Origin of the sequence: Pseudoalteromonas sp. Angola-30 (assembly GCF_028599215.1) — a bacterium.
Lineage (GTDB): Bacteria > Pseudomonadota > Gammaproteobacteria > Enterobacterales > Alteromonadaceae > Pseudoalteromonas > Pseudoalteromonas atlantica.
Genome location: NZ_JAQREI010000020.1, coordinates 45,899 through 67,770 on the forward strand (window position 1 = coordinate 45,899; position 21,872 = coordinate 67,770).

General features: G+C 40.8%; 21 protein-coding genes. 9 read left to right on the top strand and 12 right to left on the bottom strand.

Going from position 1 to position 21,872, the window contains the following annotated elements:
- Positions 1-38: 38 nt before the first annotated feature.
- Complete coding sequence (locus PSH54_RS18240) at positions 39-905, top strand: cation diffusion facilitator family transporter (protein WP_084554422.1); 867 nt, start codon at positions 39-41, stop codon at positions 903-905.
- Here PSH54_RS18240 and PSH54_RS18245 read toward each other — a convergent pair.
- From PSH54_RS18245 to PSH54_RS18255, 3 genes are read right to left on the bottom strand one after another with little or no spacing between them, the layout of a single operon-like run.
- Complete coding sequence (locus tag PSH54_RS18245; protein WP_273606777.1) at positions 865-1,812, bottom strand: alpha/beta fold hydrolase; 948 nt, start codon at positions 1,810-1,812, stop codon at positions 865-867. The genes PSH54_RS18240 and PSH54_RS18245 overlap by 41 nt on opposite strands.
- Before the next feature lie 2 nt (positions 1,813-1,814).
- Positions 1,815-3,230, bottom strand: coding sequence for an ATP-binding protein (locus tag PSH54_RS18250; protein WP_273606778.1), 1,416 nt, complete (start codon positions 3,228-3,230; stop codon positions 1,815-1,817).
- Positions 3,208-3,897 carry a response regulator gene (locus PSH54_RS18255; RefSeq protein ID WP_273606779.1) on the bottom strand — a complete coding sequence of 230 codons (690 nt, stop codon included), beginning with the start codon at positions 3,895-3,897 and terminating at the stop codon, positions 3,208-3,210. The genes PSH54_RS18250 and PSH54_RS18255 overlap by 23 nt, the downstream gene beginning before the upstream one ends.
- Before the next feature lie 175 nt (positions 3,898-4,072).
- On the opposite strand from PSH54_RS18255, the gene PSH54_RS18260 reads away from it, so the two are divergent.
- Complete coding sequence (locus PSH54_RS18260; RefSeq protein WP_273606780.1) at positions 4,073-4,564, top strand: Spy/CpxP family protein refolding chaperone; 492 nt, start codon at positions 4,073-4,075, stop codon at positions 4,562-4,564.
- Positions 4,565-4,631: 67 nt separating this feature from the next.
- On the opposite strand, the gene yacG is transcribed toward PSH54_RS18260, so the two are convergent.
- The 5 genes from yacG to PSH54_RS18285 all read right to left on the bottom strand — a co-directional run bounded on the left by yacG (position 4,632) and on the right by PSH54_RS18285 (position 9,656).
- The gene (gene yacG, locus PSH54_RS18265) at positions 4,632-4,862 is read right to left on the bottom strand and encodes a DNA gyrase inhibitor YacG (protein WP_004588606.1); all 231 of its coding nucleotides are present in this window, start codon (positions 4,860-4,862) and stop codon (positions 4,632-4,634) included.
- Positions 4,863-4,909: 47 nt separating this feature from the next.
- Entirely contained in the window at positions 4,910-6,586 is a 1,677-nt protein-coding gene (pilB, locus tag PSH54_RS18270) for a type IV-A pilus assembly ATPase PilB (RefSeq protein ID WP_273606781.1), read from the bottom strand.
- 146 nt (positions 6,587-6,732) lie between these two features.
- Positions 6,733-7,353 (bottom strand): dephospho-CoA kinase, encoded by a 621-nt coding sequence (gene coaE, locus PSH54_RS18275; protein ID WP_273606782.1) that lies wholly within the window; start codon positions 7,351-7,353, stop codon positions 6,733-6,735.
- 1 nt (position 7,354) lies between these two features.
- Positions 7,355-8,257: a prepilin peptidase gene (locus PSH54_RS18280; protein ID WP_273606783.1), complete on the bottom strand. Its 903-nt coding sequence runs from the start codon at positions 8,255-8,257 to the stop codon at positions 7,355-7,357.
- A gap of 172 nt (positions 8,258-8,429) precedes the next feature.
- The gene (locus PSH54_RS18285; RefSeq protein ID WP_273606784.1) at positions 8,430-9,656 is read right to left on the bottom strand and encodes a type II secretion system F family protein; all 1,227 of its coding nucleotides are present in this window, start codon (positions 9,654-9,656) and stop codon (positions 8,430-8,432) included.
- A gap of 124 nt (positions 9,657-9,780) precedes the next feature.
- On the opposite strand from PSH54_RS18285, the gene PSH54_RS18290 reads away from it, so the two are divergent.
- Complete coding sequence (locus PSH54_RS18290) at positions 9,781-10,392, top strand: fimbrial assembly protein (protein WP_273606785.1); 612 nt, start codon at positions 9,781-9,783, stop codon at positions 10,390-10,392.
- On the opposite strand, the gene PSH54_RS18295 is transcribed toward PSH54_RS18290, so the two are convergent.
- The 3 genes from PSH54_RS18295 to nadC all read right to left on the bottom strand — a co-directional run bounded on the left by PSH54_RS18295 (position 10,373) and on the right by nadC (position 12,554).
- On the bottom strand, positions 10,373-10,804 hold the full coding sequence (locus PSH54_RS18295) for a pilin (protein ID WP_273606786.1): 432 nt from the start codon (positions 10,802-10,804) through the stop codon (positions 10,373-10,375). The two genes, PSH54_RS18290 and PSH54_RS18295, sit on opposite strands and share 20 nt — an antisense overlap.
- A gap of 7 nt (positions 10,805-10,811) precedes the next feature.
- Positions 10,812-11,234, bottom strand: a complete 423-nt coding sequence (locus tag PSH54_RS18300; protein ID WP_273606787.1) for a pilin — start codon at positions 11,232-11,234, stop codon at positions 10,812-10,814.
- 474 nt (positions 11,235-11,708) lie between these two features.
- A complete protein-coding gene (gene nadC, locus PSH54_RS18305; protein ID WP_273606788.1) occupies positions 11,709-12,554 on the bottom strand; it encodes a carboxylating nicotinate-nucleotide diphosphorylase in 846 nt (281 codons plus the stop codon).
- 215 nt (positions 12,555-12,769) lie between these two features.
- Here nadC and ampD point away from each other — a divergent pair, with 215 nt between their 5' ends.
- From ampD to lpdA, 6 genes are all read left to right on the top strand, one after another.
- Entirely contained in the window at positions 12,770-13,324 is a 555-nt protein-coding gene (ampD, locus tag PSH54_RS18310) for a 1,6-anhydro-N-acetylmuramyl-L-alanine amidase AmpD (RefSeq protein WP_273606789.1), read from the top strand.
- Between the two features lie 13 nt (positions 13,325-13,337).
- Entirely contained in the window at positions 13,338-14,189 is an 852-nt protein-coding gene (ampE, locus tag PSH54_RS18315; RefSeq protein WP_273606790.1) for a beta-lactamase regulator AmpE, read from the top strand.
- Between the two features lie 404 nt (positions 14,190-14,593).
- Complete coding sequence (pdhR, locus tag PSH54_RS18320; RefSeq protein WP_004588597.1) at positions 14,594-15,343, top strand: pyruvate dehydrogenase complex transcriptional repressor PdhR; 750 nt, start codon at positions 14,594-14,596, stop codon at positions 15,341-15,343.
- 90 nt (positions 15,344-15,433) lie between these two features.
- Positions 15,434-18,100 (top strand): pyruvate dehydrogenase (acetyl-transferring), homodimeric type, encoded by a 2,667-nt coding sequence (aceE, locus tag PSH54_RS18325; RefSeq protein ID WP_024031395.1) that lies wholly within the window; start codon positions 15,434-15,436, stop codon positions 18,098-18,100.
- A 10-nt stretch (positions 18,101-18,110) separates the two neighbouring features.
- The gene (gene aceF / locus PSH54_RS18330) at positions 18,111-20,021 is read left to right on the top strand and encodes a pyruvate dehydrogenase complex dihydrolipoyllysine-residue acetyltransferase (protein WP_273606791.1); all 1,911 of its coding nucleotides are present in this window, start codon (positions 18,111-18,113) and stop codon (positions 20,019-20,021) included.
- A gap of 175 nt (positions 20,022-20,196) precedes the next feature.
- The gene (lpdA, locus tag PSH54_RS18335) at positions 20,197-21,624 is read left to right on the top strand and encodes a dihydrolipoyl dehydrogenase (protein WP_273606792.1); all 1,428 of its coding nucleotides are present in this window, start codon (positions 20,197-20,199) and stop codon (positions 21,622-21,624) included.
- A gap of 10 nt (positions 21,625-21,634) precedes the next feature.
- On the opposite strand, the gene PSH54_RS18340 is transcribed toward lpdA, so the two are convergent.
- Positions 21,635-21,872: hypothetical protein (locus PSH54_RS18340; protein WP_273606793.1), on the bottom strand; the 238-nt coding region annotated here is incomplete at its 5' end.

Genomic DNA, 21,872 nt, shown 5'->3' on the forward strand with positions numbered 1-21,872 from the left:
GTTACGAATTTTGGGTTAAAACATCAAGCATAGTTACCATGGTTATGGTTAGCTTAATGATAGCCGCTAAAACCTGGGCGTGGTTGGCATCGGGTTCAGCTTCTATGCTTGGCTCATTAACCGACTCATTAATGGATATTACCGCCACGGCCATGAGCTTTTTAGTGCTAGGGTATGCACTGCGCCCAGCAGATGACGATCACCGTTTTGGTCATGGCAAAGCTGAAGCCCTAGCCGGACTTGGTCAGGCTGCGTTTATAGCAGGGTCGGGGTGCTTATTGGCGTTTCACGGTATTGAGCGATTATTTAACCCAATTGTGCTTAGTCATTCACTGTTAGGTGTGTGGGTGAGTATATTTGCTATTGCTTGTACGTTAGTGATTGTGTTTTTTCAGATCAAAGTGGTTAAGCATACCGAATCCATCGCTATTAAAGCAGACTCGGTGCATTACAAAGGGGATTTAATTTTAAATGCGGCGGTATTACTTGCTATTTTGCTCTCGTACTATGGGGTGTTATACGCAGATCCGCTGTTTGCCATAGGCGTTGCCGGTTACTTACTTTATAACAGTTGGGATATTGCGTGTGAGAGTGCCGATCATCTAATGGATAAAGAACTCCCAGATGATGAAAAGCAAAGTATTTTAGATATTGCTAACGCACATAAAGATGTACACGGTGTACATGATATTCGCACTCGCCAAGGCGGTAAAATTAAGTTTATGCAAATGCACTTAGAGCTTGATGATCATTTAAGTTTAATACGTGCCCACAATGTGGCTGACGATGTAGAGAAGGCGCTTGCCGAGCGCTTTGACTCTGAGGTTGATATTTTAATTCATCTAGATCCGCTCTCGGTCGTACCTAAGTATCAAACGAAGAACAAAACTGATACAAGCGCATAAGCACAGGTTTTCTAATTTCGTCGCGTTCAAACAATAACTCGTGCTTAGCCCCTGCAAAGCTTTTCAGCTCGGCATTAGGGAGCCTATTTACGAGCTTTTGTTGCGCGTTGTTATCAACCACTTCATCGTTTTGTGCGCTGGCAATAAAAATAGGGAGGTTGATTGTGTGGGTATCCACGGCAGACACAAAAGCAAAGCTTGCATTTAACCAGCCATATGTAACGCCGCCTAACTGTAAAAGTGGCTGTTGTTGATAAGTGAGCCTAAATAGGTTGTACCGCACTTGGCTGCTGGTTAAAGTATTAAGCGCAAATTCTTCTGGGTTGTAATCGTTTTGCCCTAGCGCATAACTGTAGCCAAAACCGAGCTTTGTGGCGGCGCGGGCTATAAATTTAGCTACCGGTTTAGGAATACCTTTAGTGTAAATATCAAACATGGGCGCAGATAAAAACGCGCCGCTAAAAGTATGCGGGTAATTTGCAAAATAATCGTACGCTATAGCGCCGCCCATAGAGTGGGCTAATAATATTTTTTTGCCTTGCCAGTGTTTATTTACAATATGTTGGTTAAATAAATCTAAGTCGGCACTGTAGTCACTAAAGCGTTTTACATAACCCTTGTGCTTATTTTTTAACGGTCGATACGAGCGGCCTTGCCCCTGGTGGTCGGCTATAAATACCGCATAGTTATTAGTGTAAAGCTCCCACAGCAGCTCTTTGTATTTTTCAAGCCCTTCTATGCGCCCAGAGCTAATTACTATGGCAGTGTTAGCTGTTTCTGGCACTGCGTAAGCAAAAAACAGTTTACCTTCAGATGCATTAAAATAGTTTTTATTAAGTACATTTTCGTAAAAGTGATTAATGCGTGCTTGGTTACTTTCAAGCGCTGATTCGGTACTGTAAAACATGCTTACTCTTTAATTAGTGGCAGGGTGATATTGGCACAAAGCCCGCCTTTTTCTTTATTAGATAGCGCTAAACTACCGCCGTGGGCAATAATAGCATTTTTAGCGATAGCTAAGCCAAGCCCTGTGCCGCCACTTACTCTGTCGCGAGCGTCTGATTGCCTAAAAAAGGGCTCACAAAGCTTGCTCAGTTGCTCATTTGGAACGCCAGGGCCATCGTCGCAAATCTCTATATAGATTTGGTTGTTATAGTGTACGTTAAAGCTAATGTTGCTGTGCGCGTATTTTATTGCGTTACGTAATAGGTTTTCGAGTGCGCTGGCAACTAATGATTCATCGCAGCTTAGCATTACATCGGCATTGCCACTAAAAGTAAGTGTTTTAGTATTTTGCTTGGCTTCAAACTGCGCATCGTTTAATACGTGCTCTACTATATCTTTTAACGATTGCTTTTGCAGTGACAGAGTTTGGCTTTGCGCTTCTAAACGCGACACTTGCAGCACGTCGGCAATCATTTTATCAAGCTGGTTTGCTTCTTTTTCTATACGTAATAAATACGATTGGCTTGCCTCGTTGGCTTGCATTTGTGCAAGGCCTGTTGCCATTTTTAAACGCGTAAGCGGGGAGCGTAACTCATGAGATATATCAGCCAGTAAGCGCTTTTGAGCACTAATAAGTTGCTCAAGCTGATTAGCCATGCTGTTAAAGTCGCGCCCAAGTACTCCTAACTCGTCTTTTCTGCTTGCAGGTATGGCAACTCGCGCTGATAAATCGCCTGATGAAAGCTTTATAGCTGCTTTTTTAAGGCTGTTAATTGGGGCGATTAAATTGCGACTAAAAATAAAACTCAGGATTAAAGAGGCAAAAATAGCTACGAGTACTTTCATCCAATTCGGCATTAACTTAAAGCGCATGAGCAAAGGAGGTTGGTGGTTAATGTCTATTTCGTAGAGGTAAAACTGCCCCTCTGGCACGCTAATATTAACAGGGCCGAAAGCTTGGTATTTTTCGGTAAAAATGACCTGTGGCGCCAAGTTTTGACTAAAGCTAAGTAAGTTTAAATCTATTTCAGCGGGGATCTCTTTATTGCTTAATGCATCTTCGGGTTGTACTGCGCCTAAAAATAAAATTTTTCGTTTTGAAAGCCTAGGGTGCGATAAAACATCAGCAAGGGTGCGCTTGTGTTTAGTGGCACTTCGCTCAATACTTTTGGCAGTATAAATTAGGTTTTTTTTCATTGGCCCCCGCAAAGGCTCGGTGCTTACTGCATTAATTGCCGTAATATTGCTTAAGAATATAAGCGCAGCCACCGTGCCTGTTATTGTTAGCCAAAACCAAATAAATATTTTAAAAAATAAATAATGCCGAGGGTGCTTTAGCCATGCAAAGTAATGTTTATTACTCACCTTGGATGAAGACATAACCTGTTCCTCGCATTGTTTTTATTCGCTCGCCTTGAATATGCTCAGCTATTTTTTTACGAATATTGCTAACGTGCATATCAATTGAGCGGTCGAACGAAGCTAAGCGCCTGCCTAGCACTTCTTCACTTATTTGCTCTTTACTGACAACTTCGCCGGCGTTTTTAATTAATAACACCAGTACTTCGTACTCTGTGCCAGTAAGCGTGAGGGTGTGCTCGTTAATAGCAGCCTCTCGGGCTGCCAAATTAACCGTAATGCCATTTATATTCATTTTGCTAGGCGTTGCAACGTTTAGGCTATTTATGTGCTCTATACGACGGGTAATGGCTTTTACACGGGCAAGTAACTCGCGGTGATTAAATGGCTTGGGTATGTAATCGTCTGCGCCAAGCTCTAAGCCAAAAATGCGGTCAAAGTCTTCGCCTTTTGCAGTGAGCATAATAACCGGTGTTAACTTTGTTTGCCTAAGTTGTTTAAGTACTTCAAAGCCATCAAGGGTGGGGAGCATGACATCAAGCAATATCAGCGCGTAGTCATTTGATAGAGCAAGCTTTAAACCTTGCTCGCCATCGTGAACGCTTTGTACGTCAAAACCTTGCACGGCTAAATATTCAGTAAGTAGTTCGCACAAACCGGTGTCGTCATCAATCATTAATAGCTTCATTTCAAACCCTTAGGCAATTTCTATATGGTTATTTTACTTCTTAAATTGTGCAAAAGTGAATCTTTACACAACCTTTACACTGCTTTGCGTTACTTTGCGTTGCAAGAGGTATAGTTAACTCACTGGCTTAGCAGCCACAACCAAATTCAATCCATCCAATATTAAGGTGATGATTATGACTAAAGTAAATACACTTTCAAAATTAGTACTTATTTGTGGTCTAGCAACGGCTACACTTGGCGCCGGTAGCGTATTAGCAAAAGGCGGCATGCACGATAAGCAAGGCCATTCTCAAGCGCATTTTTTACTATCTGAGCGCGGTGCCGACAAGCTTGATTTAACGCAAGAACAGCAAACTAAGCTTGAAGCTATTTTTGAAGCGCAAAAAACACAGATGAAAGCACTGCGCGGCGATGATAAAGAAGCCCGTAAAGCACAGCGTAAGGCTCAAAAAGAGAAAATGGATGCTCTACTTAGCGCACCAACATTTGACGAAAACGCTGCAAAAGAGCTATTAGCTGCACGCCACGAAAAAGGCACTGAGTTTGGCTTAATTAAGCTAAAAACACAGCATCAAGTAATGCAGGTACTTAACGCAGAGCAGCAAGAAAAGTTTGCAAAAATGCAAAAGCGTATGGGTAAAAAACACCGTAAGCAAAGAGACTAATTTATAGATTACACACTATAAAGCCAGCTTAATGCTGGCTTTTGTCGTTTAAGAGGGTGAAAAACGCTTATTTAAAAAAGTCGTCATCGTTTTTAGCCATCATCTCTTCAATATCTTCAATCATATCTTGGCTAATTTGGTTAGCCGAGGAAATAGGCGTTGATATTTTATTGTTCTCAAAAGACCATTCACCTAAATCAATAAGCTGACAGCGCTTAGAACAAAAAGGACGATGTGGGCTTTGCTGTGACCATTCAACTTTGTTTTTACAGGTTGGACAGTTAACAATTGTTGGCATACTTTACTCTCTACAATGTGTTTTAGCCCTAATTAGGGCTATCACTTTTACATATTGGTTACGCGATTAATTTCAGCCAGAGACGTTAAACCATCGGCGGCTTTTCGTAAACCCGATAATCGCAAGTTATTAAACCCAGCTTGTAGCGATACCTCTGCGATTTCGAGCGAGTTGCCACCGCGCATAATAATTTGTGCAATTTCAGGGGTAATTTGCATTACTTCGTAAATACCCACTCGGCCTTTGTAACCATCGGTGCAATTTTCGCAGCCTTTGGGTGCGTATAGTGTCATATCTTCAATTTGTGTTGTGCTAAATCCTTGACGAGCCAACTCCTCTGCTGGCAGTGTTTCAGGGGTTTTACACTTAGGGCATAAACGCCTAGCTAAGCGCTGGGCAATAATCAAACTTATAGAGCTTGCCACGTTATACGCAGGCACGCCCATATTTAATAAACGCGTTATGGTTTCGGGCGCTGAGTTGGTATGTAGTGTAGATAACACTAAGTGACCTGTTTGCGCCGCTTTAATTGAAATTTCTGCGGTTTCTAGATCACGTATTTCACCTACCATCACTACATCTGGATCTTGACGTAAAAAGGCACGCAGGGCGTTAGCAAAGGTCATTTCGGCTTTAGGGTTAATTTGTACTTGGTTAACCCCTTCAAGGTTTATCTCAACCGGATCCTCGGCGGTACTAATGTTACGCTCTGGCTGGTTAAGTATATTTAAACCGGTATAAAGCGATACGGTTTTACCAGAGCCCGTTGGGCCGGTCACTAGTATCATGCCTTGTGGTTGCCCAAGCGCATCCATGTAGAGCTTTTTCTGCTCTTCTTCATAGCCGAGTACATCAATACCTAGCATAGCGCTTGATGAATCAAGAATACGCATTACTATTTTTTCGCCCCATAACGTAGGCATAGTACTTACACGAAAATCGATGCTTTTACGCTCGGTAATTTTTAATTTAATACGGCCATCTTGTGGTTTACGTTTTTCAGCAATATCGAGCCTCGACATTACTTTGATACGCGCCGATAGCTTACTTGCTAAGGTATTGGGCGGGTTGGCAACTTCATGCAAAATACCATCAATACGAAAGCGAATACGGTATTTGTGCTCGTAAGGTTCAAAGTGTAAATCAGAAGCGCCTTTTTTAATGGCATCCATTAATATTTTATTGATATAAACAATGATTGGCGCATCGTCTTTATCATCATCTTTAGGTGTGGTTTCTTTAGGGCCTTCAGTATCTAAGTCGGCAAACTCTTTAAATTCATCGGCGCTTAAATCTAAGCTGCCTGCAGCATCAAGTAGTTGCTCAATTTTGTTATCTAGCTGAATATAGTCAACCACGACTATTTCGCACGATAAGCCGGTGCTAAATTCAAAGTTTTCAAAGGCACCGTAGTCAGTTGGATCTGAGGCGGCAATGTATACTTTTCTGCCTTTTTGAACCAGCGGTAAAATATGGTGTTTACGTATTAGTTTTTCTTTAACTAAGTCTTCGGGGATTTGTGCAGGGTCGAAGTCTTTTAAATCAAAATACGGTACGCGAAATAAGTCTATACATTGTTCAGCTAAGTCGTTGCTGTCAATTTTTCCACATTTAGATATAAGCTCAGCGGTTGAGGCAAACTCTTGCTGTTTTGCTTTTACGGTATCGGCATCAATGCGGCCAAGCGTTATAAATTTTCTCAATAACGGTGAGTTAATATTCATTGCGCACCTATTTTAGTCCTTCAATAGTTAACAATTTATCAGAAAAAAGCAGGTGATTAAATTCGCTGTGCTTATCAACACCTTTTTTGCTAACCAAATTACGAGTTTATGTTGTTATGACCGCATTAAGGGGCATTAGTTGTATTTTATACTGCATATTGTAGGTAATTTTTATGAAGAACAACAAGTTCTGCATGAACAAGTGATAAATCGCGGTCATTATTTAGAATATCATCGGCTTTTTGTTGTTTTTCTTCCCGTGGCATTTGTGACGCTATAATGCTATTTACCTGCTCAAGGCTAATATTGTCGCGTTTTATAGTACGTTCAATCTGCACAGGCTGTGGTACATCAATTAATAAAGTACGGTTGCAGTATTTGTTAAGTTTATTTTCAAACAATAATGGTGCAACCAATACAACATAAGCACTGCTTGCATTATTTAAATCGGTGAGTATTTTCTCCCGAATAAGCGGGTGTAATAGTGCGTTAAGCCACTCTTTATCATCATTGTTGGTAAATATTTTAGTGCGCAGCGCTGCTCTGTTTAATGTACCATCGGGTAGTAAAATACCCTCGCTAAAGTGTTCAATGATTGCATTTAGCCCTTTGCTATTAGGCGCTACAACTTGGCGGGCAACAATGTCCGCATCAACAACGCAAATACCCAGTTCTTCAAACATATTACTAACAGCCGTTTTACCGCAGCCAATACCACCTGTTAAACCCAATACCCAATTGTTTATTTTAGTTGCTGGCTTATTCATACTAATAACCAATTAAATTAAAATACGCAGCTTGAATTTGAGCTCCCCACAGCAGTGCTATCCAACCCGCGATAGCTAAGTAGGGGCCAAATGGGATAGGGGTTGCTTTGTCTTTACCTTGGATACTTAAAAGGGCAATACCAATAATGGCGCCCACCACGCTTGAAAGTAAAATAATGGTTAATAGTGACTGCCATCCAAGCAGTGCGCCAAACACGGCCAGTAACTTAAAATCACCATAGCCCATGCCTTCTTTACCGGTTAATAGCTTAAATAGCCAAAACACACTCCACAGGCTTAAATAGCCGCATGCTGCCCCCACTATTGCTTCGCTCGGGCTTATTGTTATACCCATTACAGCGGCTATGAGCGCAAGCCATACTAAAGGTAAAGTGAGCTGATCGGGCAGTAGCATGTGGTCAATATCAATAAAGGTGAGCGCCACTAAAATCCAGGTTACAAAAATATATAAAAAGGCGTGCTCAGTAGCCCCAAAAGTGTAGGCAATAACTAAACTTAATAGCGCGGTAATGGCTTCAACTATTGGGTAACGCGCTGATATTGGGTTACTGCAATTAGCACATTTACCTTTAAGCATAATCCAACTAATAATAGGAATATTTTGCCAAGGCTTAATCGCGGTTTTGCATTTAGGGCAGGTAGAGTTAGGTTTTACTAAATTAAATGGCTCATTGGTGTTGGTTTGTGTAGGTTTGTTTGTTAGTTCATCTTCTAATAATAATCTACATTCACTTTGCCATTCTCGCTGCATCATTAACGGCAGTCGATAAATAACTACATTTAAAAAACTACCAATACACAGGCTTACTAAGCCCACAGTCAAAAAATAAAACCACTGCTGACTTTGCATCGCAGTGGTTATATCAAAAAAAAGATTTTCCATTAAAATACCTAACTTCAGGCCATTTATAAGCCAATTTTATTTCGCAAGCTATTAATTAGCGTTTACAATTTTGCTTACAGCTTACAGCTTACAGCTTACAGCTTACAGCTTACAGCTTACAGCTTACAGCTTACAGCTTACAGCTTACAGCTTACAGCTTACAGCTATGTTTTTAAATTACAGAGCCTAATTGGAAAATTGGCAAGTACATAGCAACAATTAAGCCACCTACAAGCACACCAAGAACTGCCATAATAAGCGGCTCTAATAAGCTAGATAAGCCATCAACTGCATCATCAACTTCTTGCTCGTAAATTGTTGCTACTTTGGCTAGCATCCCATCTAACGAGCCAGACTCTTCACCAATGGCCACCATTTGAATAACCATATCAGGGAATATTTTAGAGTTACGCATTGCCCAGTTCATCTGGTTACCCGAGCTCACCTCCGCTTTAATATCTAAAATAGCATAGCGATACACAGCATTACCGGACGCACCAGCAGCTGAGTCGAGTGCATCAACAAGGGGTACACCTGCAGCAAAGGTGGTCGAAAGCGTACGAGCATATCGTGCAACCGCGGCTTTGTTTAAAATCATGCCGACAACAGGCATTTTTAAAATAAGTCTATCTGTTGCATCTCTTAATTTCTGGCTTTTTAGTAGCGCTTCTTTATAGCCATAACCAAAAGCAGCAATAAGTAAAACAATAATCCACCAATACTCTTGCATAAATTCAGATATGGCGATTACAAACAAGGTAAAGGCAGGCAGCTCTGCGCCAAAGCCATTAAAAATATCTTGAAACTGCGGTACTACAAATATAAGCAATATTGAAGTAACTATAAGCGCAACAACTAAAACCGCGATAGGGTAAAACATGGCTTTTTTAATTTTTGACTTAAGCGCTTCTGACTTTTCTTTATATAAAGCAACACGGTCAAATATTTTATCAAGCGCACCCGACTGCTCACCCGATGCGACTAAGTCACAATATAAATCATCAAAGTAGCGAGGATGTTTTCTGAGTGCTTGTGATAGAGGTTGGCCTGATTTAACTTCATCGCCAACAGTCTCCATTAACTTGCCTACGCTTTTATTTGTGGCGCCAGTACCAATCATCTCGATAGCTTGAATTAACGGCACACCTGCTAATAGCATAGTCGCTATTTGGCGAGTTACCATTGCGATGTCTTTTGGTGTGATTTTTTGTAAACGAGTTCCGAATAGAGGTTTTGCTTTTCTTTTCACCTTAGATGGGGTTATACCTTGTTTACGAAGCTGGGCTTTAACTAAAGCTATACTATTGCCATTTAACTCACCTTCAAGTCGTTTACCTCTAGCACTAACACCGACCCAAACAAAGGTATCTTGCCCTTTTTTTTCTTGTTGTTTAGCCATTATAATCCCGTATAAAAGTACAAGGTATAAAATTTAACCTTATACTATATAATAGCCATAAAGTTGAACTTAAACAATTGATGCAGCTACTTTTTACTGCTATTTGAATAATGGAGAGTTTAAAGTGTTTTCTAAAGTTATATCTAAGAAAATAAAATGGGCACTTATACACTTTATCTCGGGACTTATTATATTAAGCACCCTTAGTTTGTTAGTTTTTAATACTTGGTTTATTGATGGCAGATATTTGTTAAGCGACTTATTTGGCTTAGCAACTATCATTTTTTTATTAGATTTGGCTTTAGGCCCATTACTGAGTTTATGGCTGCTTTCGCCAGTGAAATCCCGCAAAGAAAATACTATTAATATCAGTGTTATTCTCTTACTGCAATTTTGCTCTTTAGGCTATGGGCTACTTCAGGTTGACAGCCAAAGATTGGCTTACTTTATAAAATGGCAAGGTTCGTATTTTGCTGTTAATAAAGGGGAGTCTAGAAAAGAAGCTAATAATGAGCAATTTTATATATTTGACGAGCCAGCAGTTGGTAGTGAAGGTAGGGAAATATATGAAAGTTTAATTAAAGAAGCTATTTCACCTGTAGAAATGTACGAATTTTTTACCCTTTCCAGCTTTGAAGGCGAGTGTGGAGCTATGTGTGGAGTAATTACAAAAAAGGGAATCGTGATTGTTACGAAAGAAAATGGAAAGCTTAAGTTTAACAAGTCCCTTCGCTAATGCATGTACTATCGCTAGAAAGCTGCCACTGAAGTTGATTTAATTTTACTGCCCCACCCATTATGTATGTATCGCCAGATGCTGATATTGATGATTCAGCCGATGCTGTAGTTTTTATCTTTAGTGAATTGGATGAACTTGTTATTTCAATATCATTAACGTAGCTAGCTGCTGTGAAATCAGTTTTTCTTGAGCCTACTTTCTGGAACGTATCGCATTCATTGAGGGTATGTTTAGTGTAAAAGCAAATCTCAATTTGACGTTGAAGAGCATTAGAGGCTAACACTACCTCCGTAAATTTTGAGCGTTTAAAGTGATTATTATAGGCAGGAAGAGCTAATGATATGAGTATCCCTATTATAGCGATAACTATCATTAGCTCTATTAGCGAAAAACCTAGTGGTTTTTTCATTTAGTGTTTAACAAAGACCTGCAGCAATACATGTACCAGTTTGATCCCAGGTTAATGTACCATTTGCTGCTGTTGGAGTTAGAATATAAGTCGCGCTATCTACAGTGGCAGCGCCAGTAGCTGTAACTACCGCAGAAGCCGCCACTGCAACGCTAGCGACATGGTCCCCTGCTGCTGCACCTGTAGCGTTTAAACCTATTTCACCAGCTGTATCACAGTTATCTAAATCACCGGCTCCACGAGTTTGGAAACAAACATCAACTAAACCTTTAGCTGAAGATGCAGCTAGTACAACCTCAGAAAAACGCGCTTTTTTAGTGTAAGTTTGGTATTGCGGTAAAGCGATAGCTGCAAGAATACCGATGATCGCGATAACAATCATTAATTCGATTAGGGTGAAACCCTGTTGTTTTTGAGTCATTGTTTTCATGTTTCCTCTCCTAAAGGATAATGTCTTGTAAGGTAATCAGGCTAGTGGCGAAAGTGCCAAGCTTAATTTACCTGATTAACTTTACAGATTTACTTAAAAATAAATTTTCACGTACTTTTAGCCTTAGGTATGAAACACAAAAGCTAAATGTGAGTTCATTATGTTGCAACTTGCGTAGGCTACCTAAACACAAAGTAGACTAAATATAGGAAACATACTGACCATTTGCTTTAATCTTTTAGGTATTTTTTGAAGATTAAAACAAAAAGCAGTTACTTATTACTATATTTTTCAAAGAAGTAATACAACAGGGTTAGTCTAACACTTTTTTTATGCTTAAAGCACACAAATTTTTCTAAAAAGGATACTTTATTTAACAAAATGTTACAAAGTAAGCCTTTTGGATTATTAAAAGTCTTTTCATGCGTTTTGTCAATTAATTAGCATCAATAAAACTAAATTGTTGTCGTACTTTTATACAAAACGCATCGATAAATCGATTGATTGTAAATTTTTTGTAAGTGCGCCGCTGGAGATGAAGTCTACACCTGCCTGGGAGTAAGTTTTAAGCGTTTCTAGCGTCATATTGCCAGAAACCTCTAATTTAGCGCGCTTATTAGTAGTGACCACAGCTTGCTGAATTTGTTCAACGCTAAAGTTATCGAGCATGATTATGTCGGCGCCTGCATTAATGGCTTGCTCAAGTTCACTTAACGATTCAACCTCTACTTCTACGGGCTTTGTAGGGTGGTTTTGCTTGGCTTGTGCGACTGCTTTATCAATTCCGCCACACGCTGCTATGTGGTTTTCTTTAATTAAAAACGCATCAAATAAGCCTATACGGTGATTTGCACCGCCGCCGCATTTTACAGCGTATTTTTGAAGTAGCCTGAGTCCTGGTATTGTTTTACGGGTATCGAGCAGTTGGGTTGTGGTGCCGCTAAGCTCTTTTACATAATTTGCAGTTGTGGTTGCGGTACCCGAAAGCGTTTGTACAAAGTTAAGCGCGGTACGCTCTGCAGTTAAAATAGCGCGGGCAGAACCTTTAGCTGTAAATAAGGTGCTATTTGCTGGCACAAAGTCGCCATCATTTACTAATACGTTTACTTCAACGTTTGGATCTACTTGCTTAAACACTTCTATAATGATGTCTTTACCGCAAAAAACGCAGTCTTCGCGGGTAATTACTTTAGCATTTGCGTGCTCATTTTGCGGGATAAGTTGCGCGGTTATATCACCATCTTGCGCAGTTTGATAATTTAGATCTTCATCTAAGGCGAGGGTGACAAGTTGAGTAATAAGCGTGTGCGAAATTGACATATGAAGGCTCATAAGTGTTAATAAATTAAGCAAATTTTACTATGTTTAAATAACTAATAGAAGCGCTTTTAAATGAGCGGGGTTTATTACACCTACATATATAGCATGGCTGCTAAAAGTAATGCTACCAGCTGAATGTTAGCTAACCGCAATGGCTATCATTCTTTATATAAATCCTTTAGCATCAAGTTTATGTATACCGTGGTATTAAAATAATGCAGATAGATTCAAGCGGAGTTGCCGCTAATATAACGCAGCGGCCCTGTACGCATTTTGATGAGCGCCCTGAAAATACCGATATTTCACTGTTGGTAATTCATAATATTTCCTTGCCGGCTGGGCAATTTGGCACCGAATACGTTGATGCACTGTTTATGGGTGAGATTGACTGTAATGCGCACCCCAGTTTTTGTGATTTAAATGGGCTTAGAGTGTCAGCGCACTGTTTTATAAAACGTACTGGCGAGATTATTCAATATGTGCCATTTAATAAACGTGCGTGGCATGCCGGGCAATCTGAATATGAAGGGCAAAGCGCATGTAATAACTTTAGTATAGGCATTGAACTTGAGGGTACAGATACCACACCTTACACTCAGGCGCAGTACACCAGCTTACATAGCCTAACAAAGGCAATTATGACTCGTTACCCGCTTATCACCACTAAGCGAGTAGTAGGGCATTGCGATATAGCACCAGGGCGAAAAACCGACCCTGGGGAAAGTTTTAATTGGCCTGCTTATATAAGCAGGCTAGAACAAGCAAATTAAGTGAGTCGCTATCATGATTTTAGTTTCTATAATTATTGCACTAATACTTGAGCGTTTAGGTGCGCGCTCACAGTATTGGCAAATAAGTCATTACGTTAATGGTTATTTAAATCGCTCGGGTAAATTACTTAGTGAAAACGGGTTGTTTGGCTCGGCAATTGGCTTTTTAATTTGGTTAGTTTTGCCGGTAGTGGCTGTTGCGCTTATATATGTACTCTCTGACTTTGTACTGTGGCAGTTAGCTATAAATGTTGCGGTTTTATTAGTTTGTTTTGGTTGTGCTAAGCACCGTGCTTTATATAAGTCGTATTTAAATGCACTAACGCGGGATGATAAAACCGCGGCCTCATTATATGCACTACAAATGGGGCAAAAACACCTAGAGGATGAAGAGGGCGGAGAAACATTTGGGCAAACCTTAGCCTGGATTAATTTTAGATTTTATTGCGCCGTTATTTTTTGGTTTGTAATACTTGGCGCCCCAGGGGCCGTGTTGTATGCAATAGTGCGTACGTTGGCCGATTTAGTTAAAGAAAACCATAAAGTGGTGTTTGCAAATCGTTTTACGCTGCTGCATAAATTATTATTTTGGCTAGATTGGCTACCAGCGCGTGTTGCAAGCTTTGGCTACTTAGTTATTGGTAATTTTAATAAAGGTACAAGCTGCTGGTTGCATTATGTATTGGATTTTAAAACACCAAACCGCAAAGTAGTTACGTGTACAGCGCTTGCGGCTGAACAAGTAGAACAGCGTTATTACGGATGTGCTATTGAAGCCACTTGTATGATTAAATTAGTTAAACGCAACGTGCTTTTTTATTTAGTACTTATCGCACTGCTTACTTTATTTGGCGGTTTATCGTAGTTGCGATTTTACATCGCGCAATGTACGCCGCGCTTAGGATGAGTATCGCGGCAAGATAATTGGTCGCGGGGTAAACCCGCTGCTACGACCTTCTTTGATTCAAAAATTAATTTCTTCAATAAATTCAACTAGAGTGAATATTCTAATTCATTCTGGTCAGACCATTTGTTTTCATCTTGTTAACGTTTGAATAAAACAACCTCAATTGTGCATTGTTTGAACTTCGTTCAAAATGCGTTACGCTACTCTAATTGCTCAAATAACCCGTAAATTGACAGTTATTTGCCTTTTTGATACCTTATTGAAAATTTTTGGTATGACCAATTTACCTTTTGGGTAAATCGTCAAGCTCTAGGCCTTAAAAATTAGGCTTTTTAGTATTTATGCAACGTGGACGTTGATTAATGTCTTTAAAGATTAAAGCAGCAAAATTATCTGATGTTATTTTACAGCAACTTGAGAATATGATTCTTGAGGGCTCATTAGCGCCAGGTGAAAAACTGCCGCCAGAGCGCGAACTAGCAAAACAGTTTGAGGTGTCTCGCCCCTCACTGCGTGAAGCTATCCAAAAGCTAGAAGCAAAAGGATTAGTCACTCGCAGGCAAGGCGGTGGCACGTTTGTAAAAAATCAGCTTGAAGAGGGACTCACTGATCCGCTGTTTGATTTGATCAGTAAGCATCCTGAATCACAGTTCGATTTACTTGAATTTCGTCATGCACTTGAAGGGATTGCTGCATATTATGCGGCGCTTCGTGGTACCAGCACCGATTTTACCAAGGTTAAACAAAGCTTTGATAAAATTGCTCAAGTTAATAACGATTTACAATTAAAAGCCAAAGCAATTAATGCGTTTCACTTTAGTGTAGCCGAAGCCTCACACAACGTGGTTTTACTTCACTTAGTGCGAGGCATGCAAGCGCTACTGGAGCAAAATGTATTGCAAAACTTAACGGTTTTATTAAAAAAACCAGATATTAGTAATCAATTAGCCCAGCACCGGCGCTTATTAATGGATGCCGTAATTGAGGGCAATCCAGAACAAGCCCGTTTAGCAAGTAATGCCCATTTAGCCTTTATTGAAGAAGCATTACTTGAAGCGGGTAAAGAGCATTCGCGAATTGAACGTAGTTTAAGACGCACAAAACAAAATTAAGCTAATACGCTGTACTTAGAACACACTAAATTAGGTATACGTGGTATTAAATTAACAACATTCGTATTTTAAACATAAGGAAACCTCCATATGTCTGAAGTCAATAAAATTGACGTAGACGCGCTAGAAACACAAGAGTGGTTACAAGCTCTTGAATCAGTTGTGCGCGAAGAAGGTGTTGAACGAGCTCAGTATTTACTTGAGCAAGTGTTAGAGCAAGCCCGTTTAGACGGCGTTGATATGCCAACTGGCACAACAACTAACTACGTTAATACTATTCCAGTAGATCAAGAACCGGCGTACCCAGGGGATGTAAACCTTGAGCGTCGTATTCGTTCGATTATTCGTTGGAATGCAATCATGATTGTATTACGTGCATCGAAAAAAGATCTCGACTTAGGCGGCCATATGGCGTCTTACCAATCATCAGCTGCGTTTTATGAAGTGTGTTTTAACCACTTTTTCAAAGCGCCAAATGAGGTAGACGGCGGTGACTTAGTTTACTACCAAGGTCATATTTCTCCGGGTATTTATGCGCGTGCATTTGTTGAAGGTCGTCTTACGGCTGAGCAGCTTGATAACTTCCGTCAAGAAGTAGATGGCAAAGGTTTACCGTCATACCCTCATCCTAAATTAATGCCTGAATTTTGGCAGTTCCCAACGGTATCAATGGGCTTAGGTCCAATTGCGTCTATTTACCAAGCACGCTTTTTAAAATACCTAGACGGCCGTGGCTTAAAAGACACTAAAAACCAACGTGTATACGCGTTTTTAGGTGACGGTGAAATGGATGAGCCAGAATCACGCGGCGCAATTTCTTTTGCTGCACGTGAAAAGCTAGACAACCTATGTTACCTAATTAACTGTAACTTACAGCGTTTAGATGGCCCAGTAATGGGTAACGGTAAAATTATTCAAGAACTAGAAGGCCTATTTAAAGGCGCTGGTTGGAACGTAATTAAAGTTGTATGGGGTAGCGGATGGGATATTCTGCTAGCTAAAGATACATCAGGTAAATTACTACAGTTGATGAACGAAACAATTGATGGTGATTACCAAACATATAAAGCGAAAGATGGCGCGTACGTACGTGAGCATTTCTTTGGCCGTTATCCGGAAACAGCTGCACTTGTTGCAGATATGACTGATGACGAAATTTTTGCGCTTAAGCGTGGTGGTCATGAGCCATCAAAACTTTATGCTGCATTTAAAAAGGCTGAGCAAACCAACGACCGTCCTACCGTAATTCTTGCTAAAACTGTAAAAGGTTACGGCATGGGTGAAGCGGCTGAAGGTAAAAACATTGCGCACCAAGTGAAAAAAATGGACATGAGCCATGTTGAACACTTACGTGACCGTTTAGGCCTACAAGATTTAGTATCAGAAGAGCAAATTAAAGATCTTCCATACTTAACGCTTGAAGAAGGTTCGGAAGAATACAAGTACTTACACGCACGCCGTGATGCACTTAAAGGTTACACACCTACACGTATTCCTAAGTTTACTGAAGAGCTAAAACTGCCAGAAGTAGACGCATTTAAGCCGCTACTTGAAGAGCAAAAACGTGATATTTCTACCACAATGGGCTTTGTACGTGCACTTAACGTGTTACTAAAAGACAAAGGCATTGGCAAAAACATTGTGCCAATTATTGCTGATGAAGCACGTACATTTGGTATGGAAGGTTTATTCCGTCAAATCGGTATTTACAATCCACATGGCCAAAACTACACCCCTCAAGACCGCGATATTGTTTCTTACTACAAAGAAGCTACTTCAGGCCAAGTACTTCAAGAGGGTATTAACGAGCTAGGTGCAATGTCGTCATGGGTAGCTGCTGCAACATCTTACAGCACTAACGATTTACCTATGATCCCATTCTACATTTACTACTCTATGTTTGGTTTCCAGCGTGTTGGCGACATGGCATGGATGGCGGGTGACCAGCAAGCACGTGGTTTCTTATTAGGTGCAACAGCAGGTCGTACTACGCTAAATGGTGAAGGTCTACAGCACGAAGATGGTCACAGCCATATTCTTGCAAATACGGTTCCTAACTGTATTTCTTACGACCCAACGTACGCATTTGAAGTAGCGGTAATTATTCAAGATGGTATTCGTCGTATGTACGGTGAAAACCAAGAAAACATTTACTACTACCTAACGCTTATGAACGAAAACTACCATCAACCAGCAATGCCAGAAGGCGCTGAAGAAGGTATTCGTAAAGGTATTTACAAGCTTGAAAGCTACGAAGGTAAAAAAGCCAACGTACAGTTATTAAGCTCAGGTACTATCATGACTGAAGTGCGCAAAGCTGCAGCCATTTTAAGCGAAGAGTACGGTATTGCTTCTGATGTTTATTCAGTAACATCATTCAATGAGCTTACCCGTGACGGTCAAGACGTTGAGCGTTTCAACATGCTTAACCCAGAAAGCGAGCAAAAAACGCCATACATCACTAGCGTATTAAACGACTCAGTGACTGTTGCTGCGACCGACTACATGAAAAACTACGCAGAGCAAGCGCGTTCATTTATTCCAAGCAGTAACTATAAAGTGCTTGGTACAGATGGTTACGGACGCTCTGATAGCCGTGAAAACTTACGTCGTCACTTTGAAGTTAATGCAAGCTACGTGGTTGTTGCTACGTTATCTGAACTTGCTAAACGTGGTGATGTTGAAAAGTCAGTGGTTGTTGAAGCAATTAAAAAGTTCGACATTGACACAAACAAACTAAATCCACTGTACGCATAAGAGGTTTGCAATGAGTATTGAAATTAATGTACCAGATATCGGTGGCGATGACGTAGAAGTAACCGAAATCTTAGTAAGCGTTGGCGACAAAGTAGATGTTGATCAATCGCTACTAACCGTTGAAGGCGATAAAGCATCAATGGAAGTACCTGCTGCGCAAGCAGGTACAGTCAAAGAAATTAAAGTAAGCGAAGGCGACACGGTAACAACAGGGTCGTTAATCATGATTTTTGAAGGCGAAGCGTCAGGTTCACAAAGTGAGCCAGAAGCGCCAGCTAAAACTGAGGCGTCTGCACCTGCAGAAGCTTCAGGTTCTTCAACTAAAGAAGTAAGCGTACCAGATATTGGTGACGACGAAGTTGAAGTAACAGAAATCATAGTCGCTGTTGGTGACAGCGTAGATGAAGAGCAGTCAATTTTAAGTGTTGAAGGCGATAAAGCATCTATGGAAGTACCAGCTCCTTTTGCCGGTACTGTAAAAGAAATTAAAGTAGCCGAAGGCGACAAAGTAAAAACAGGCTCTTTAGTGTTTGTTTTTGAAGTAGCTGGCTCAAGTGCACCTGCATCAGATGCGCCAAAGCAAGAATCTGCGCCAGCAGAGACTACTCAAAGCGCCGAGCCAAGCACAAAAGAAGTAAACGTGCCTGATATTGGCGATGATGAAGTTGAAGTAACTGAAATCATGGTTGCTGTTGGTGATACGGTTGAAGAAGAGCAATCTATCTTAAACGTTGAAGGCGACAAAGCGGCAATGGAAGTACCAGCCCCGTTTGCTGGTACCGTTAAAGAAATTAAAGTGGCCGCTGGCGATAAAGTCAAAACTGGCTCACTTGTGTTTGTTTTTGAAGTTGCAGGCAGTGCGCCAGCAAAAGCAGCAGCTCCGGCTGAGCAAAAGCCAGCGGCTGCACCTGCAAAAACCGAGTCTGCGCCAGCTCAAGCAGCACCTGCGGCTAAAGCAAGCAACGAAAGCTTTGAAAACAACAGCGCGTATGCTCATGCATCGCCAGTTGTACGTCGTTTAGCGCGTGAGTTTGGTATTAACTTAGCAAACGTTAAAGGCTCAGGGCGTAAAAACCGCGTAGTTAAAGAAGACGTGCAAAACTATGTTAAAAACCTAGTTAAGCAAGTTGAATCAGGCCAATTACCTGCTGGTAAAGGCAATGCGGGCGGTGGTGAGCTTGGCTTAATTCCTTGGCCGAAAGTAGATTTTGCTAAATTTGGTGAAATTGAAGAGAAAAAACTATCGCGTATTCAAAAGCTGTCGGGTAAAAACCTACACCGTAACTGGGTGCAAATCCCACATGTTACACAGTTTGACGAAGCTGATATCACAAGCCTTGAAGTGTTCCGTAAAGAACAAAACGTGTTAAGCGAGAAGAAAAAGCTTGGCGTTAAAATCACACCACTTGTGTTTGTGATGAAAGCGGTAGCGAAAGTACTTGCTGAGTTCCCAACGTTTAACTCGTCATTGTCTGAAGACGGTGAAAGCCTTATCCTTAAAAAGTACATCAATATTGGTGTGGCAGTAGATACTCCAAATGGCTTAGTTGTTCCAGTATTTAAAGATGTGGACAAAAAAGGCATTATTGAATTATCTCGCGAGCTGATGGATATTTCTAAAAAGGCGCGTGAAGGTAAGTTAACGTCATCTGATATGCAAGGCGGCTGTTTTACTATTTCAAGCCTAGGCGGTATTGGCGGTACGGCATTTACGCCGATTGTTAATGCACCAGAGGTGGCTATTTTAGGTGTATCTAAATCTGAAATGAAACCTAAGTGGAATGGTAAAGACTTTGAACCAAAATTAATGGTTCCGCTTTCTATGTCGTACGATCACCGTGTGATTGACGGTGCTCTAGCTGCACGCTTTACCGCAACGCTTGCTAGCTACATGAGCGACATACGTCAACTAGTGATGTAATCACTACAATATGAACAAAATCAAATCCCAGCCAGTTGTTTTTAGCTGGGATTTTTACTATATGCAATGATACAATCTTTGCACTATTTATGAATTGCTCTGATTTTCTGCCCATGCAGAAACATGGCAGTTAAATTTTAGGGCAGTGTCCCGTTCAAACAATTAAGGTAATAGCATGAGCAACGAATTAAAAACTCAAGTTGTTGTACTAGGCGGTGGTCCTGGTGGTTACTCTGCGGCTTTCCGTGCTGCTGACTTGGGCTTAGAAGTTACATTAGTAGAATCGCGTGAAACATTAGGCGGCGTATGTCTTAATGTTGGTTGTATTCCTTCAAAAGCACTTTTACACGTGGCTAAAGTGATTGATGACGCTGCAGAAATGTCATCTCACGGTGTTACTTTTGGCGCTCCGCAAATTGATTTAGATAAAATTCGCTCTTGGAAAGAGTCGGTTGTTGGCCAGCTTACAGGTGGCTTAGACGGCATGGCTAAGATGCGTAAAGTTAAAGTTGTACCAGGTTACGGTAAATTCACTGGCAGCAACACTTTAGACGTTGAAGGTGCTGACGGCACTACAACTATTACATTTGATAACGCAATCATTGCTGCAGGTTCTCAACCAGTTAGCTTACCGTTCATCCCAGAAGATGACCGTGTAATTGATTCAACTGGCGCATTAGAACTTAAAGACGTACCAGAGAAACTACTTGTTTTAGGTGGTGGTATTATCGGTCTTGAAATGGGTACTGTTTACCGCGCATTGGGTTCTGACATTGATGTTGTTGAGTTTGCAGACCAGTTAGTTCCGGCTGCGGATAAAGATATCATCAAGATTTACCAAAAATACGTAAGCAAAAAATTCAATGTTATGCTTTCAACTAAAGTTGTTGGCGTTGAAGCGAAAGATGATGGCTTATACGTTACTTTTGAAGGCAAAAACGCACCAGCTGAGCCAGTACGTTACGACAAAGTACTTGTTGCTGTAGGCCGTACGCCTAACGGCAACTTACTTGATGCTGATAAGGCAGGTGTTAATGTAGATGAGCGTGGCTTTATTAATGTTGATAAGCAATTACGTACTAACGTAGACCATATTTTTGCAATTGGTGATTTAGTTGGCCAACCTATGCTTGCGCATAAAGCGGTACACGAAGGCCATGTTGCAGCAGAGGTTATCTCTGGTCAGAAGCACTTCTTCGACCCTAAATGTATTCCTTCAATTGCCTACACTGATCCAGAAATCGCATGGGTAGGTGTGACTGAGAAAGAAGCAAAAGAGCAAGGCTTAAGCATTGAAACTGCGGTATTCCCGTGGGCTGCATCAGGTCGTGCAATTGCATCTGCACGTACTGAAGGTTCTACTAAGCTTATCTTTGATAAAGACAGTGGCCGTGTAATCGGTGGTGCTATGGTGGGTATTAACGCAGGCGAAATGCTTGGCGAAATCGGCTTAGCAGTTGAAATGGGCGCAGACGGTGAAGATTTAGCACTTACTATTCATGCTCACCCAACATTGAACGAGTCTATTGGCCTTGCAGCTGAAATTTTTGAAGGTTCAATCACTGATTTACCAAACAAAAAAGCAGTTAAAAAGAAGAAGTAAACTCTTTTAGTTAACTGTTTAAAAACCCAGGCCTCGGCTTGGGTTTTTTGTTTTTATAGTCGTCAGCCGTCAGTTTAAGACAAGCTCGTCTTGACACGTAAGTTAATATGATCAAAATTTCTAGCTGATAGCTGATAGCTGATAGCTGATAGCTGATAGCTGATAGCTGATAGCTGATAGCTGATAGCTGATAGCTGATAGCTGATAGCTGATAGCTGATAGCTGATAGCTGATAGCTGATAGCTGAT